Raw genomic sequence first — 15,861 nt, forward strand, 5'->3', positions numbered from 1 at the left:
ATCCGCGCCCCAGTCGCGCGAAGCGAACCGCAGCCATAGCACGGCTATGGCGAGGATGAGCGACAAAGCGAATGGGGATGCGGGGCGTACCGAACATAGCAGAATCTGCGTGACTGACTACTAAATCCGGAAGTCCCGATGAACACCACCGTAAAACCCGTACTGCTGCTTATTCTTGACGGCTACGGCCATCGCCCCGACACCAAGGACAACGCGATTGCCGCCGCCAGCAAACCCCATCTCGACCGCATTTTTGCCGAAAATCCGTGGACACTGATCAACGCTTCGGACAAATTCGTCGGCCTGCCGTCCGGGCAGTTCGGCAACTCCGAGGTCGGCCACCTCAACATCGGCGCAGGTCGTGTGGTGTTGCAGGACATCAGCCGCATCGACGTGGACGTTGCGGAAAAAACCATCGGGCAGAATCCGGTACTGAAAAACGCGATCGAAACCGCCATCCGGAACGACACAACCCTGCACATCATGGGGCTGGTTTCCGATGGCGGCGTCCATAGCCATGAAAACCACATCCACGCCCTGATCGAAGCAGCGGCAGAAGCTGGCGCACGCAAGATCGCCGTGCATGCCTTCCTAGACGGCCGCGATACGCCGCCGCGCAGCGCCGAAACCTATCTGGCCCGCCTGCAGGCCGTCTGCGACCGGACCGGCGCGCGAATTGCCACGGTGATCGGCCGCTACTGGGCCATGGACCGCGACAAGCGCTGGGAGCGGCTTGAGCCTGCCTACGCGGCCATCGTCGAAGGCCATGGGTTGTTCTATGCCAACTCGGCAGAAGAAGCGCTCAAGGCCGCCTACGCCCGCGACGAGAACGACGAATTCGTCAAAGCCACGGTCATCTACAACCCGGCTCGCATGGAAGATGGCGATGCGGTCGTGTTCATGAACTTCCGCGCCGACCGCGCACGCCAGCTCACCACTGCACTCATTGATCCGGCTTTCGACGGCTTCAAGGCCCGCCAGCCCAGGCTCGGCTATTTCTGCTCCGTCACCAGTTACGGCGACCAGTACGACTGCCCGGTGGCCTACAGCAAAGAGAAGGTCAAGAACGGTCTGGGCGAATACCTTGCCGCTCAGGGCCTGAAGCAACTGCGCATCGCCGAAACCGAAAAATACCCGCACGTTACGTTCTTCTTCTCCGGCGGCGAGGAAACGCCCGCGCCGGGAGAGGACCGCATCCTGATTCCCTCGCCCAAGGTCGCGACCTACGATCTGCAGCCGGAGATGTCGGCGCCGGAAGTTGCCACCCAGGTGGTTCAAGCCATCGAATCGAAACAATACGCGGCCATCATCTGCAACTTTGCCAACTGCGACATGGTAGGGCACACCGGCATCTTCGACGCCGCGGTCAAGGCCGTGGAAACGCTGGACGACTGCGTCGGCCGCTGCGTGACCGCGATGCAGGCCGCGGGCGGCGAGGTGCTGATCACCGCCGACCACGGCAACTGCGAACAGATGTTCGACCCCGTTTCCGGACAGGCGCACACCCAGCACACCACGGGGCTGGTCCCTTTCGTCTATATCGGACGCAAGGCCAGGCTGGCGCCGCAAGGCGAAGGCGCGCTCAAGGACATTGCCCCGTCGCTGCTCGCGATGATGGGGTTGCCCCAACCGGCGGAAATGACCGGAAAATCCCTGATCTCTTTCGAATGAACATCCAGCGACATTTCACGGCCCTGATCCTGGCATCGACCTGCGCCTTCACGGTGCAGGCCGCCCCCGCAGTATCGCAGGAAGCCCGCTCGGCCAAGCAAGCCGAACTCTCGCAATTGCGCAGCCAGCTCGGGCAACTCAAGAAAGACCTTGCCGCCAACGAGTCGCAAAAGGCCGAAGCGGCGGATGCGCTCAAGGATTCGGAAAAAGCCATCTCCGAAGCCAACCGCGTACTGACCAATCTTTCCGAGCAACGTGAGCTGACTGCTGCCGAACTCGCCGCACTGGAAAAGGACATCGCCCGCGCCCGCATCGGCATCCGCAAGAGCCAGGAACGACTCTCGCAGCTGCTGAAAAACCGCTACAAGGCGGGCCAGCTCGAAGCGTGGCGCCTGCTTCTGAACCAGCAAGACCCCAACCGCGTCAGCCGCGAACTAACCTACTACCGCCACCTCTCGCAAGCCCAGCTCAATCTCGCGCGGACGCTGGAGCGCCAGCTCGAAGAGCTGAACCGCCTGGCGCAGGAGATCCGCCAGCGCAACGATGCCCTGAAGCGCATTGCCCATGAAAAGCAGCAGGCCAAGGCGCAACTGGAAGAAGGCAAGAAGGAAAAAGCGCAACAAGTCGCCAAGCTCTCCAAGAAAATCAACGCCCAGCGCAACCAGATCCAGAAACTGGCCGAAGACGAAAAGCGCATGACCGCGCTGGTCGAACGCCTCAACGCACTGATCCGCAAGCAGGAAGCAGAACGCGTGCGGCTGGCGGCCAAAAAGAAAGCCGAACGCGAGCGACTCGCCCGTCAGGAAGCCGCACGCGCAGCCAAAAATGGCACCAAACCCAGCCCCAAGCCAGCGACCACCGTCAACGATGACCTGCCGGACGAATCCCAGTCGGGCAAACAATTCACCGCACTCAAGGGCAAGCTGCGCCTGCCTCTGCGAGGTGAGATCATCGGCCGCTTCGGCGCGGCGCGCAGCGAAGGCGCCACCTGGAAGGGGCTCTTCATCCGTAGCGCCTCCGGGCAAGCCGTCAAGGCCGTGGCCAGCGGCCGGGTCGTTTTTGCCGACTGGATGCGCGGTTTCGGCAACCTGATCATTCTCGACCACGGCGGCGGCTATCTCACCATCTACGCCGCCAACGAAAGTTTGCTCAAGCAGGTGGGCGACCCGATCAAGGCCGGTGACACGATTGCCACCAGCGGCAACAGCGGTGGCATGAGCGATTCCGGCGTATACTTTGAGCTAAGACAAAATGGCAAACCGCTCGATCCCATGGCTTGGGTCGGCGGATAACGGAAACGGGCATTCGAACATGGCAAACAAACTGCAAAAAGTTGCACTCCTCGCCGCCGGCGCCGGGCTGGGCGTCGCCCTCAGCATTTCCTACAACGTTTTCGCGGAAAAGGAGAATGCACAGGCACCGCTGCCCGTTGAAGAGCTGCGCGCCTTCTCCACCGTATTCGGCCTGGTCAAGCAAGCCTATGTCGAACCGGTCGAAGACAAGAAACTGATCAGTGAAGCCATCAAGGGCATGGTTTCGGGACTCGACCCGCATTCGACCTATCTGGATGCCTCGGCCTTCAAGGATCTGCAAACCAGCACGCAGGGTGAATTCGGCGGGCTCGGCATCGAAGTCAACATGGAAGACGGCCTCGTGCGCGTGGTCTCGCCGATCGAGGATACACCCGCCTACCGCGCCGGCATCAAGCCAGGCGATTTCATCGTCAAGATCGACGACACGCAAGTCCAGGGGCTGACGCTCAACGAAGCCGTTTCCAAGATGCGGGGCAAGCCCGGAACCTACGTCACGCTGACCGTGTTCCGCAAGGGCGAAGCCAAGCCGCTGACCTTCAAGCTGCGCCGCGACGTCATCAAGGTGCAGAGCGTCAAGTTCAAGCTGGCCGAATCCGGCTACGGCTACGTCCGCATCACCCAGTTCCAGGAACGCACCACGGAAGATCTCGTCAAGGCCGTCGAGGCCCTGTACCGCGAGAACAAGGGCAACCTCAAGGGGCTGGTACTCGACCTGCGCAACGATCCGGGCGGCCTGCTCAACAGCGCGGTCGGCGTTTCCGCCGCCTTCCTGCCGCAGGATGCACTGGTCGTCTACACCGAAGGCCGCTCGTCGGACGCCAAGATCCGCATGACTGCGAGCCGCAATTACTACCAGCGCAACAGCAAGGACGACATCCTCAAGGGCCTGCCGCAAGGCATCAAGAAAGTGCCGATGGTGGTTCTGGTCAACGGCGGCTCGGCCTCGGCTTCCGAAATCGTGGCCGGCGCCCTGCAGGATCACAAGCGCGCGCTGGTGATGGGAACGCGCACCTTCGGCAAGGGCTCGGTGCAGACGATCATCCCGATCGACGGCAAGACCGCGCTCAAGCTGACCACTGCCCGCTACTACACGCCGGGCGGGCGCTCCATCCAGGCCAAGGGTATCACCCCGGATATCGAGGTCGAAGAGGCCACGCTCAACGGCCGGGAAGAAAGCCAGTTGCGCTTGCGCGAGGCCGATCTGGACCGCCACCTCGAGAACCCGTCGGACAAGAGCAAAAAGGAAACCCCGGCGCCCAAGCCCAAAGCCGAAACCAAACCCGAAGCGAAAAAGGCCAGCGAAACGGACGAATTCAAGCCGCGTGAACTGGTCTCGAAGAGCGACTACCAACTGCAGCAAGCCTTCAACGCGCTCAAGGTCCAGCAGCTCTTCATCGGCAATGCATCAAGCCCGGCTGCAGCGAAATAACCGCAGGAACACCGGCCCAAAAAACCCCGCGATTTGCGGGGTTTTTTAATGCCTCCGACTGTCGGGAAACCGGAAACAAGATCATGCGGATTCGCCTCGGGAGGACTACCCTGTACTGGTAATTTCCCATGGGAGGATTTGACATGCCACGCTCGATACAACAGCTCAAGCATCGTGAAATCAGCCTTGCCAACCATTCCTGCGCCCAGGTCATCGAAGCCGCCCGTCGGCTGGAAAAAATGCCCGGTGTTTCCGCGCAAGCCGTCCCAGAGCAATGCCGTCTCGCCGTTCATTACTGGGTAGACGAATACATGCTGGCCGATCTTGAGCTCGCGCTGGCCTGCAGCGGGTTCCAGCTTGATGACAGCAGCCAGGCAAAGGCCCAGCGCGGCGAGATCCTGCACGATGAAGAAGCCGAACGCGAGCAACTGGATATTCCCTTGCGCCCCTCCTGCAAATCCTGCGGCGTGTTCGCCCGCCGTTTTGCCTCGCGCAAGGACGATCTTGGTTCGTTGCCTTTCCTGCAATAGTCCAATCAGACTCGATGGCAACAGGGCGTATAATCGCCCTGTTTCCGTTTTTACCCCTGCAAAACGAATGAACCTCTGCCCTTCCCGTTCCACCGCCGAGCTCGACGATGCCCGCCTGCTGCGTTACAGCCGGCATATCCTGCTCGATGAAATCGGTGTGGAAGGCCAGGAAAAAATCGCCGCGGCGCATGCTCTTGTCATCGGCGCGGGAGGGTTGGGTTCACCGGTAGCGCTCTATCTTGCTGCCAGCGGCATCGGAACACTCACCATCGTCGATGACGACGTGGTCGATCTCACCAACCTGCAACGGCAAATCCTGCATACGGCAGACCGCATCGGCCAGAACAAGGCGCAGTCCGCCGCCAGAACGCTCTCCGCACTCAATCCGGAAGCGCGAGTCAATCCAGTCAGCGTTCGCGCCACGGGGGAACAGCTTCTGGAACTGGTGGGCACTGCGGACGTGGTCATCGATTGCTGCGACAACTTCGCCACCCGCCATGCAGTCAACCGGGCCTGTTTCAGCCTTGGCAAACCGCTCGTTTCCGGCGCAGCGACGCGCTTTGAAGGGCAACTGACCGTCTTCGACCCGCGCCAGCCGCACAGCCCCTGCTATCACTGCCTGTTCGGCGAGGAAGGCGAACAGGGCGACGGGCCTTGTGCTACGTTCGGCGTGTTTGCGCCGCTGGTGGGCATCGTCGGCAGCATGCAGGCTGCGGAAGCGCTCAAACTGGTCATGGGGATCGGGGAATCGCCGGTCGGCCGCTTGCTGCAACTGGATGCCATGACGCTACGCTGGCGCGAATCGCGCTTCGGCCAAGACCCGGATTGCCCGGTGTGCACGCGGGCTTGACGCCGTTCACTTCAGAATTTTTATGCGCCCTGCGGCGCAGGGTTTAGTGCCGGCTCCGCCCGGCTGACGGGAAAGGGATTTGTCTCGCCAAATCCCCTTCACCCCTAGGCGAGCCCGCTCCGGCGCCCCTGCGGGGTTCCCTGCGATGCTCGCAAAACACGGCGGCTGCGCAACTCGGCCTGCGGCCTCAAACAGTGCTCGCCGAATTCCCGCGCCTTGCTGTGCTTCTCGGCGCCTTCCAGGGCGGGGCGTGCTGCATGCAGCGCTGTTCATGAAAGTGCCGTTCTGGCGGTCTGTGCCTCTGTGGTAAATATTTATTCAGAATTTCCAACCGAAAGCTGCCAGAACCCCACATCCACAAACCGCCCGAACTTGAAACCGACACCGGGGAAATGGCCAACCTTGGCGAACCCCATTTTCTCGTGCAGCGCCACGCTCGCCTCGTTCGGCAGCGCCAGACAACCGATTACCTCACGAAAACCCTTCGCCTTGATGGCTTCGAGCAAAGCGGCATAGAGGCGGCGCCCTCGCCCCTGGCCCGATGCATCCCCAACCAGGTAGATCGACGTTTCTACCGTGCCGTCGTAGGCTTTGCGCTCGCGGAATTTGCCGTAATAGGCATAACCGACAATCCGGCCCGCCTCTTCCAGCACCAGCCAGTCGAAGTGCTGCTGCACCTTGGCAATACGCGCGGCAATCTCGGCCGCGCTGACTTCGTCGTATTCGAAGGTAATCACGGTATCGCGGATGTACGGGTTGTAGATCGCTGCAATGGCTGCGGCATCATCCTGCGTTGCGGGGCGGATTGACATGGCGGGGCTCAGCGGTTGTTGGTCCAGGGCTCAGATTTGGCGGCAGCCACCCATTCCTGCATTTCGGGTAGCGCCAGGACGGTTTCAATATACGCCTGCGCCACGGATGGCAATGCGACGTCATAGGTCGCAAAACGGCTTGCGATCGGCGCATAGAAAGCATCGGCCCAGGTGAGTTGCCCGAACAGGAAGGGACCGGCTACGGTAAAACGGTTCCGGCACTCGGTCCAGATCGACACGATGCGGTCGATATCGGCCTGCGCTTGTGGCGAGATTTCAGCTTTCAAGCTGGCTCGGACATCCATGCTCAGCTCGCTGCGCAGGGATGTGAAGCCGGAATGCATTTCGGCGCAGATCGAACGTGCCAGTGCACGGGCGGCGACATCCTGTGGCCAGAGCTGTTTTTCCGGAAATTTTTCGGCCACGTACTCGGCAATCGCCAGCGAATCCCATACCTTGATTTCGCCATCAATCAGGAGCGGCACCTTGCCGGTCGGCGAATAAGCCAAGCGTTTGCTGCGCGCCTCCGGTTCGTACAGGTTGAGGACCGTTTCCTCGAAGGAAATGCCGGCCACCTTGAGACCGAGCCATGGGCGCAGTGACCAGGACGAGTAATTCTTGTTGCCAATAATGAGTTGCATCTTGAACCTCCCGGAAATTCTTCTTCCGTCATTCAAACATAAAGGCCGTCCCGCTCCAACGGGACGGCCTTTATCAGGCAAGCAAAACAGAAAAATTACCTGCGGGTTGCAGCCATGCGCTGTACTTCGGTACGCTCGCGGGCTATTTCACGGCCGAGGTGCTGGCATTCGGCCAGTGTCAACCCGTCGCGCGCCAGCATGTTGCGATGGTTGTTCAGGCGCGCTTCCATGGCGCTGAACTGCTGCTGTTCAGCCGGGCTGATGCGTCCGGCAGAACGCGCCCTTTGGAACTGTTGCCAGACTTCACCATGCACACGCTGATTGTCCTGACGGCACTGGCGAACCTGCGAATGACTGGCAGCCATACGCTGCACTGCGGCACGCTCGTTGGCAATTTCACGGCTGATATGCTGACACTCGGCCAGTGTCAGGCCATCACGCGCCAACATGTTGCGGTGGTTGTTCAGGCGCGCTTCCATGGCGCTGAATTGCTGCTGCTCGGACGGGCTGATACGCCCGGCGGCACGTGCTTGCTGGAACAGTTGCCAGACTTCGCCATGCGCACGCTGGTTGTCCTGGCGGCACTGGCGAACCTGCGAATGGCTGGCGGCCATACGCTGCACTGCGGCACGCTCGTTGGCAATTTCACGGCTGATATGCTGACACTCGGCCAGTGTCAAACCATCGCGCGCCAACATGTTGCGATGGTTGTTCAGGCGCGCTTCCATGGCGCTGAACTGCTGCTGCTCGGCCGGGCTGATGCGCCCGGCGGCTCGCGCCTGCTGGAACAGTTGCCAGACTTCGCCATGCGCACGCTGGTTGTCCTGGCGGCACTGACGAACGCGCGGGTCATGTGCGGGGGATGCTGCCATGCGCTGGACATGGGCGCGCTCGTTGGCCAATTCACGGCCGATATGCTGGCACTCGGCCAAGGTCAACCCATCGCGAGCCAGCATGTTGCGGTGGTTGTGCAAACGGGCTTCCATGGCATTGAATTGCTGTTGCTCGGAAGGATCGATCCGGCCAGCCGCACGCGCCTGCTGGAACTGCTGCATGATTTCACCGTGGACACGGCGGTTATCTTCGCGGCACTGGCGAACTTGCGCATGCTGATTGGGCGAAGCGGCCATCTGTTGCACTGCGGCCCGCTCATTAGCAAGCTCGCGGCTCAGATGCTGGCATTCGGCCAGGGTCAAACCGTCCCGACGCAGCATGTCGCGATGGCGATTCAGGCGTGCTTCCATTGCCTGGAACTGATGAGCCTCACGACGATCGATATTTCCCGACGCACGCGCCTGCTGGAATAGCTGCATCACTTCGGCATGGGCGCGTCGGTTATCTTCGCGACATTGGCGCACTTGCGCATGCTGATTGGGCGAAGCGGCCATCTGTTGCACTGTGGCCCGCTCGTTGGCAATTTCACGGCTCAAATGCTGGCATTCGGCCAGGGTCAAACCATCCCGACGCAGCATGTCGCGATGGCGATCCAGGCGTGCTTCCATTGCCTGGAACTGATGAGCCTCACGGCGATCGATATTTCCCGACGCCCGCGCCTGCTGGAATAGCTGCATCACTTCGGCATGGGCGCGCCGGTTATCCTCGCGACATTGTCGCACTTGCCGAAACTGATGATCCTCGGGGGGTTCTGCAAACGCACACGAGGAAAGCACGGCAGCAAAAACAAGACCCCATCCAGAAACATATTTTGGCATTTCATTTCTCCCCTGCCATTGACCAAGTTATTGAAAGCCGAGACAAACCGTCCAGCGATAAATGTTACTTTTACCAAAAGTGTTTTGGCAGTCAAGCCTACGCTCAAAATTCGGCGAAAAAATGCACAAAAGCCACCCAAACTAATTGGGCGGCCTTTGTTATTTCATCATACCCAGCGAAACCGACCGGGATCGAAAACTCATTTCCTTGAAGCCGACATCCGCATCACCGCATCGCGTTCACGGGCAATTTCTCGGCCAAGATGCTGACACTCCTGCAACGTCAACCCATCACGTTCCAGCATGTTGCGGTGGTTATTCAAGCGGGTTTCCATGGCACTGAACTGCTGCTGTTCTGCCGGATTGATTCGGCCTACCGAACGGGCACGCTGGAACATCTGCATCACATCGGAATGGGCTCGCTGGTTTTCCTGGCGACATTGCGGCACCCGGGGATCGCGCTCTTGGGAGCCAGCCATTCGCTGGACTGCGGCTCGCTCGTTGGCGATTTCGCGACCGATTTGCTGGCATTCCTGCAACCTCAATCCGTCTCGAGCCAGCATATCGCGATGCCGGTTCAGGCGCGACTCCATCGCATTGAATTGTTGCCTTTCGGACGGGCTGATGTGGCCAGCTGAGCGCGCGCGCTGGAACATCTGTAGTACTTCGGCATGAGCGCGCTGGTTATCGTGGCGACACTGTTGCAGTTGGGGATCATGCACCTGGGACGCCGCCATGCGCTGAACCGTGGCGCGTTCATGCGTAATTTCGCGGCCGATCTGCTGGCATTCCGGCAGCGTCAGGCCGTCTCTGGCCATCATGTCACGATGCCGGTTCAAACGCGACTCCATGGCGCTGAATTGCTGCTGTTCGGATGGACTGATCCGGCCGGAAGAGCGGGCACGAAGGAACATCTGCATCACTTCGGCATGCGCCCGCTGGTTATCCTGACGGCACTGATGAACGCGCGGATCGTGGGCCGGCGTGGCCGCCATGCGCTGGAGCGTTACACGCTCGTTGGCAATTTCACGGCCAATTTGCTGGCACTCGGCCAACGTGAGTCCATCGCGGGCAAGGATTTCACGATGACGCTGCAAGCGGCTTTCCATGGCCCGGAAATGCTGGGCTTCACCGCGATCAAGCCGGTGGGCCGCGCGGGCTTGCTGGTACAGATTCATTACATCGCCATGGGCGCGCTGGTTATCCTGACGGCACTGACGTACCTGCGGATCATGCGGCGGCGCGGCAAAGGCCACAGCAGAAGAAAGCACTGCAGCAACCACACAGCATTTGGCAATCAATTTTGACATTTGAAACCCCTTCAGGTTATCAACTTTATTTTGACCATGACGCAACGATGGGCATTAACCCTACAAGCAGTCTCATAAACAGTCCGCGCAGTGTCAAGCCAAACGCCGTTCATCCCCTGCAACACAAAAACAACCAGCCCGATGGGAAACCACCGGGCTGGTGCCATGCATTACCGATAAAACGGGCTTAACCGAGCTTCTTGCGCAAAATTTCGTTCACCACCGCAGGCGGCGCCTTGCCCTTGGCGGCCTTCATGCATTGACCGACCAGCGCGTTGAAGGCTTTCTCCTTGCCGGACTTGAATTCCTCGACCATCGCGGCGTTGGCGGCCAGCACGCCGTCGATCATCGCTTCGATCGCGCCGGTATCGGTTTCCTGCTTCAGACCGTGTTCGGCGATCAGTTCGTCGGCGGTCTTGGGGGATTCCCACATCCAGCGCAGTACATCCTTGGCCGATTTGTTGTTGATGGTGCTGTCGGCAATACGCTTGATCATCAGCGCCAGACGTTCGGCCTCGACCGGGCATTCGGCGATGGATTTTTCCTCGCGGTTCAGCTGCGCCGAGATCTCGCCCATGATCCAGTTGGAGGCGAGCTTTGCATCCGCACCGGCTGCCACCGTGGCCTCGTAGTACGCAGCAAGCGCCTTGCTGGCGGTGAGCGTGGCGGCGTCATACGCCGGGATGCCGTACTGGGACTGGAAGCGCGCCTGCATCGCGGCCGGCAGTTCGGGCATTTCACCCTTCACGCGCTCGATCCAGGCGTCATTGATCATGAGCGGCGGCAGGTCGGGATCGGGGAAGTAGCGGTAGTCGTGCGCATCTTCCTTGGTGCGCATCATGCGCGTTTCGCCGGTATCCGGGTCGAACAGCACGGTAGCCTGAACGATCTTGTGGCCGTCCTCGATCTGGTCGATCTGCCAGCGCACCTCGTAGTTGATCGCCTGCTCCAGGAACTTGAAGCTGTTGAGGTTCTTGATTTCGCGCCGGGTGCCGAATTCCTTCTGGCCCACCGGGCGCACCGAGACGTTGGCATCGCAGCGGAACGAGCCTTCCTGCATGTTGCCGTCGCAGATGCCGATCCAGGTCACGATGCTGTGCAGCGCCTTGGCATACGCCACCGCCTCGGCGGCCGAGCGCATGTCCGGCTCGGACACGATTTCCAGCAGCGGCGTACCGGCACGGTTCAGGTCGATGCCGGTCATGCCGTGGAAGTCTTCGTGCAGGCTCTTGCCGGCGTCTTCTTCCAGATGCGCGCGGGTCAGGTTCACGACCTTGTCGTACGCCTCGCCCTTGGGCGGCTCGACGCGGATCGTGATCGCACCGTGCTCGACCACCGGCAGCTCGAACTGGCTGATCTGGTAGCCCTTGGGCAGGTCCGGGTAGAAGTAGTTCTTGCGCGCAAAAACCGACTTCTTGTTGATGTCCGCACCGATGGCCAACCCGAAACGGATCGCCTTTTCCACTGCGGACTTGTTCATCACCGGCAGAGCGCCGGGCAGCGCGATGTCGACCACGGCGGTCTGCGTATTCGGCGCCGCGCCGAATGCGGTGCTGGCGGTCGAAAAAATCTTCGATTGGGTGGAGAGCTGGGCATGGACTTCCAGCCCGATCACGACTTCCCATTGCATGGTTTTATCTCTTTTCGATGCAGGGAGTAGGGAGTTGGGAGTAGTGAGTGGCCTCACTCTCGCTCCATCCGCACTCCACAAGGTTTGCTTGGTTAAATAATTTACACGGGGCGTGTATCTACTCCCTACTCTCCACTCCCCACTCCCTAATTTCGTTTGAACCCGGCCAGCAAAAGCCCCGCGCCGACAAACAGACCGCCAAACGAGCGGTTCAGCCAGCGGATATGCGCCGGATCGCGCAATGCCGACAGCACGCGTGCAGCGAGCAGCGTGTAGCCACTCATGACCACGGCATCGGTAAAGAACAGCGTCGCTGTCGCCTGCGCATACTGGATAAATTGCGGCGCTTGCGTATCAATGAACTGCGGCAATACGGCCAGCATGAAAATGATGCCCTTGGGGTTGCTGGCGTTGACCAGAAAGCCCTGCAAGAACAGTTGCCGGGGCGAGCGGACGCCGTCTTCACCCACTTCCATAGGCTTGGCTTCGGCACGAAATTGCTGAATACCCAGCCAGACGAGATAAGCCACGCCGAACCACTTGATCAGGTTGAACGCCAACATCGACGCGGCCAGAACCGCCCCCAAACCAAGCGCCACGATCACGACCAGCAGCAGAATCCCCATCTGCAGACCGAAGATATTCCAGATGCTTTTGCGATAACCGTAGCGCATCCCCGCGCTCATGCACGAAATCGCTCCCGCGCCGGGCGAGAGACTGATCAGCCAGGAAGCGGCAAAGAAAGCCAGCCAAGTCGAAAGCGTCATTCGAAACCTTTTTGAACCACAGAGACACAGAGAGCGGGAGAAAACTTGAAAATCCTGTTACTCAAAACCAGGAATTTTCATTTTGATTCTCTCCGTTTTTCTCCTCGTCTCCGTGCCTCTGTGGTGAATCTTTTGCCTTTACAGTGCCGGAGCCCGCGTATGCCAGTCGGTGACTTGCTGGAACCGGTGGGCGACGTTCAGCATCTTTGCTTCGCTGAAATAGTTGCCGATGATCTGCAAGCCCACCGGGCGGTCATTGGAGCCGAACCCGACCGGCACGCTCATGCCCGGCAAGCCGGCGAGGTTCACGCCCAGCGTGTAGATGTCTTCGAGATACATCGCCACCGGGTCGGCATTCTTCTCGCCGAGGTTCCACGCAGTATTCGGCGTGACCGGCCCCATGATCACGTCGCACTGGGCGAACGCTTTCTGGAAATCGTCGGCGATGATGCGGCGGATCTTCTGCGCCTGCAGGTAGTAGGCGTCGTAATAGCCGTGGCTCAGCACATACGTGCCGGTCAGGATCCGGCGCTTCACTTCCCAGCCGAAACCTTCGGCGCGGGTCTGCTCATACATGTCGGCGAGGCCCGAGTATTCGGCGGCGCGATGACCGTAGCGCACGCCGTCGAAACGGCTGAGGTTACTGGAGGCTTCCGCCGGCGCGATCACGTAATACGACGGGATCGCCAGCTTGGTGTTCGGCAGACTGATCTCGACCACTTCTGCGCCGAGCTTCCTGTATTCGGCAATCGCCGCGTCGATGGCCTTGGCGACATCGGCCGCCAGGCCTTCGGCGAAGTATTCCTTCGGCAGGCCGATTTTCAGCCCGGACAGCGGTGCGGCGAGATCGCGCGTGTAGTCTTCCTTGTCGCGCTGCAGGCTCGTGGAATCGCGCTCGTCGAAACCGGCCATCACGTTAAGCAACAGGGCGCAATCCTCGGCGGTCTGCGCCAGCGGGCCGCCCTGGTCGAGCGAACTGGCATAGGCAATCATGCCAAAGCGGCTGACCACGCCGTAGGTCGGCTTGATGCCGGTGATGCCGCAGAATGCCGCCGGCTGGCGAATCGAACCACCGGTGTCGGTGCCGGTTGCAACCGGCGCAAGGCGTGCGGCCACGGCCGCGGCCGAACCGCCCGACGAGCCGCCGGGCACGGCGTTCAGATCCCACGGGTTCTTGACCGGGCCATAGAAGCTGTTTTCGTTCGACGAGCCCATGGCGAACTCGTCCATATTGGCACGGCCAAGCGTCACCAATCCGGCCTTGCGACATTGCTCGACCACATGCGCATCGTAGGGCGAAATGAAATTATCAAGCATCTTCGAGCCACACGAGGTCTTCCAGCCTTGCTGGCAGAAGATGTCCTTGTGCACCAGCGGAACACCGGCCAGTGCACCGGCCTGACCGGCCGCGCGTGCGGCATCGACAGCCTGCGCTTCGGCCAGCGTTTTTTCGCGATCCACGCTAATCAGCGCATTGAGCTGCGGATTGAGCGCATCAATGCGCGCAAGATATTCGGTCGCCAGTTCGACAGCGGAGATTTCTTTTGCCGCCAATTGGGCAGCAAGTTGCTTCAGGGTTTTGTTCAACATGCGATAGCCGGAGCCGGTGGAATCCCTCCCCCCTTCTCCCTTCTCCCTTCACAAATTTATTCAATTACCTTCGGAACCAGGTACAGGCCGTTCTCGACGGCTGGTGCGACGGCTTGCCATTCGGCACGGCGATCCGGCGCAGTGGCCATATCCTCGCGCAGGCGCAACATCACGTCCTGGGCATGCGCCATCGGCTCGATACCGGTGGTATCCACGGCGCGCATTTCTTCGATCAAACCGAAAATCCGGTTCAATTGTTGCTGCGTTGCAGCAAGCTCATCATCAGTCACGGCAATGCGGGCAAGCTTCGCAATCCGCCGTACATCGTCAATTGTCAGAGACATGGCAGGTTTTCCCTGTTAAAACCTTCATCAATAGCAGTCTGCTAGGGTATCATACCGGGCTTGATTCTCACCACCCGCGCCCCAGGCACGGGAACCTGATTCCCTGCCGCAGGTCTCACCTCCGGCCTGCAACAACTGCAAAGAAAGAGATACTTGGAATGTTTGGATTTCTCTCCGGCTATTTCGCCAACGATATCGCCATCGACCTTGGCACCGCTAACACGCTGATCTACATGCAGGGCAAGGGCATCGTCCTCGACGAACCGTCTGTCGTCGCCATCCAGCAGGAAGGCGGCCCCAGCGGCAAGAAAACCATCCTTGCCGTGGGTGCAGAGGCCAAAAAGATGCTGGGCCGCACGCCGGGCAGCATCAACGCCATTCGCCCGATGAAAGACGGCGTGATCGCCGACTTCACCATTACCGAGCAGATGCTCAAGCAGTTCATCAAGAAGGTGAACCCGAGTCGCCTGTTCTCCAGCCCTCCCCGCATCGTAATCTGCGTTCCCTGCGGCTCGACCCAGGTGGAACGCCGCGCAATCCGCGAATCGGCGCTCGGCGCCGGAGCCAACAAGGTTGCATTGATCGAGGAACCGATGGCCGCCGCAATCGGCGCCGGTCTGCCGGTAGAGGAAGCGACCGGCTCGATGGTGGTAGACATCGGCGGCGGCACGACCGAAGTAGGCGTGATCTCGCTCGGCGGCATCGTGTATGCCAGCAGCGTACGTGTCGGCGGCGACAAGTTCGACGAGTCAATCATCAATTACATCCGTCGCAATTACGGAATGCTGATCGGCGAAACCACGGCAGAAGAAATCAAGAAGCGCATCGGCTCGGCCTTCCCCGGCGCCGAAGTGCGCGAGATGGAAGTCAAGGGCCGCAATCTTGCCGAGGGCATTCCACGCGCCTTCACCATCTCGTCCAACGAAATCCTCGAAGCGCTGACCGAGCCGCTCAACCAGATCGTCTCCGCAGTCAAGCAGGCGCTGGAACAAACCCCGCCGGAACTCGGCGCGGACATCGCCGAAAAGGGCATGGTTCTGACTGGTGGCGGCGCACTGCTGCGCGATCTCGACCGTCTGCTGATGGAGGAAACCGGCCTGCCGGTGATCGTTGCAGAAGATCCGCTGACCTGCGTGGTGCGCGGCTCCGGCAAGGCGCTGGAAAAACTCGACAAGGTCGGCTCGATTTTCACTAACGATTGATACAGACATGCGAAGGGGGAAGAGTGAAGGGAGAAGGGTAACACCCCTTACCTCATCACT

15 protein-coding genes are annotated in these 15,861 nt (G+C 60.3%); 8 read left to right on the forward strand and 7 right to left on the reverse strand.

All coding sequences use genetic code 11. The annotated features are described in order from the left end of the window. Positions 1-138: 138 nt before the first annotated feature. The 5 genes from gpmI (at position 139) to BMZ36_RS12730 (ending at position 5,793) form a co-directional block, all read left to right on the forward strand. Entirely contained in the window at positions 139-1,671 is a 1,533-nt protein-coding gene (gene gpmI, locus BMZ36_RS12710; protein WP_091197332.1) for a 2,3-bisphosphoglycerate-independent phosphoglycerate mutase, read from the forward strand. Further along, positions 1,668-2,963, forward strand: coding sequence for a murein hydrolase activator EnvC family protein (locus BMZ36_RS12715; protein ID WP_091197336.1), 1,296 nt, complete (start codon positions 1,668-1,670; stop codon positions 2,961-2,963). The genes gpmI and BMZ36_RS12715 overlap by 4 nt, the downstream gene beginning before the upstream one ends. A 19-nt stretch (positions 2,964-2,982) precedes the next feature. Then, positions 2,983-4,413 (forward strand): S41 family peptidase, encoded by a 1,431-nt coding sequence (locus tag BMZ36_RS12720; RefSeq protein ID WP_091197339.1) that lies wholly within the window; start codon positions 2,983-2,985, stop codon positions 4,411-4,413. A 143-nt stretch (positions 4,414-4,556) separates the two neighbouring features. Next, positions 4,557-4,943, forward strand: a complete 387-nt coding sequence (locus BMZ36_RS12725; RefSeq protein ID WP_091197342.1) for a hypothetical protein — start codon at positions 4,557-4,559, stop codon at positions 4,941-4,943. Between the two features lie 67 nt (positions 4,944-5,010). Beyond that, positions 5,011-5,793 carry a HesA/MoeB/ThiF family protein gene (locus BMZ36_RS12730; RefSeq protein WP_091197345.1) on the forward strand — a complete coding sequence of 261 codons (783 nt, stop codon included), beginning with the start codon at positions 5,011-5,013 and terminating at the stop codon, positions 5,791-5,793. Positions 5,794-6,107: 314 nt separating this feature from the next. Here the strand turns inward: BMZ36_RS12730 and BMZ36_RS12735 are convergent, their stop codons facing one another. From BMZ36_RS12735 to BMZ36_RS14420, 3 genes are all read right to left on the reverse strand, one after another. Beyond that, positions 6,108-6,605 (reverse strand): GNAT family N-acetyltransferase, encoded by a 498-nt coding sequence (locus BMZ36_RS12735; protein ID WP_091197349.1) that lies wholly within the window; start codon positions 6,603-6,605, stop codon positions 6,108-6,110. Positions 6,606-6,613: 8 nt separating this feature from the next. After that, on the reverse strand, positions 6,614-7,246 hold the full coding sequence (locus tag BMZ36_RS12740; RefSeq protein WP_091197354.1) for a glutathione S-transferase family protein: 633 nt from the start codon (positions 7,244-7,246) through the stop codon (positions 6,614-6,616). Between the two features lie 95 nt (positions 7,247-7,341). Continuing rightward, positions 7,342-8,862, reverse strand: a complete 1,521-nt coding sequence (locus BMZ36_RS14420) for a hypothetical protein (protein WP_143086062.1) — start codon at positions 8,860-8,862, stop codon at positions 7,342-7,344. A gap of 359 nt (positions 8,863-9,221) precedes the next feature. Between BMZ36_RS14420 and BMZ36_RS12765 the strand changes: the two genes are divergently transcribed. Together BMZ36_RS12765 and BMZ36_RS12770 are read left to right on the forward strand one after the other, a co-directional pair. After that, positions 9,222-9,596, forward strand: a complete 375-nt coding sequence (locus BMZ36_RS12765) for a hypothetical protein (protein WP_091197373.1) — start codon at positions 9,222-9,224, stop codon at positions 9,594-9,596. A 33-nt stretch (positions 9,597-9,629) separates the two neighbouring features. Further along, positions 9,630-10,265: a hypothetical protein gene (locus BMZ36_RS12770; RefSeq protein WP_091197377.1), complete on the forward strand. Its 636-nt coding sequence runs from the start codon at positions 9,630-9,632 to the stop codon at positions 10,263-10,265. A gap of 190 nt (positions 10,266-10,455) precedes the next feature. Here BMZ36_RS12770 and gatB read toward each other — a convergent pair whose 3' ends face one another. From gatB to gatC, 4 genes are all read right to left on the reverse strand, one after another. Then, positions 10,456-11,898, reverse strand: coding sequence for an Asp-tRNA(Asn)/Glu-tRNA(Gln) amidotransferase subunit GatB (gene gatB / locus BMZ36_RS12775; RefSeq protein WP_091197380.1), 1,443 nt, complete (start codon positions 11,896-11,898; stop codon positions 10,456-10,458). Positions 11,899-12,044: 146 nt separating this feature from the next. Continuing rightward, complete coding sequence (locus BMZ36_RS12780) at positions 12,045-12,665, reverse strand: LysE family transporter (protein ID WP_091197383.1); 621 nt, start codon at positions 12,663-12,665, stop codon at positions 12,045-12,047. Between the two features lie 138 nt (positions 12,666-12,803). Beyond that, positions 12,804-14,255, reverse strand: coding sequence for an Asp-tRNA(Asn)/Glu-tRNA(Gln) amidotransferase subunit GatA (gatA, locus tag BMZ36_RS12785; protein WP_091197388.1), 1,452 nt, complete (start codon positions 14,253-14,255; stop codon positions 12,804-12,806). A gap of 56 nt (positions 14,256-14,311) precedes the next feature. Next, a complete protein-coding gene (gatC, locus tag BMZ36_RS12790; protein ID WP_091197395.1) occupies positions 14,312-14,599 on the reverse strand; it encodes an Asp-tRNA(Asn)/Glu-tRNA(Gln) amidotransferase subunit GatC in 288 nt (95 codons plus the stop codon). Positions 14,600-14,757: 158 nt separating this feature from the next. On the opposite strand from gatC, the gene BMZ36_RS12795 reads away from it, so the two are divergent. Further along, complete coding sequence (locus BMZ36_RS12795; RefSeq protein WP_091197400.1) at positions 14,758-15,801, forward strand: rod shape-determining protein; 1,044 nt, start codon at positions 14,758-14,760, stop codon at positions 15,799-15,801. Positions 15,802-15,861 lie beyond the last annotated feature (60 nt).

This window comes from Formivibrio citricus (assembly GCF_900115065.1).
Classification (GTDB): domain Bacteria; phylum Pseudomonadota; class Gammaproteobacteria; order Burkholderiales; family Chitinibacteraceae; genus Formivibrio; species Formivibrio citricus.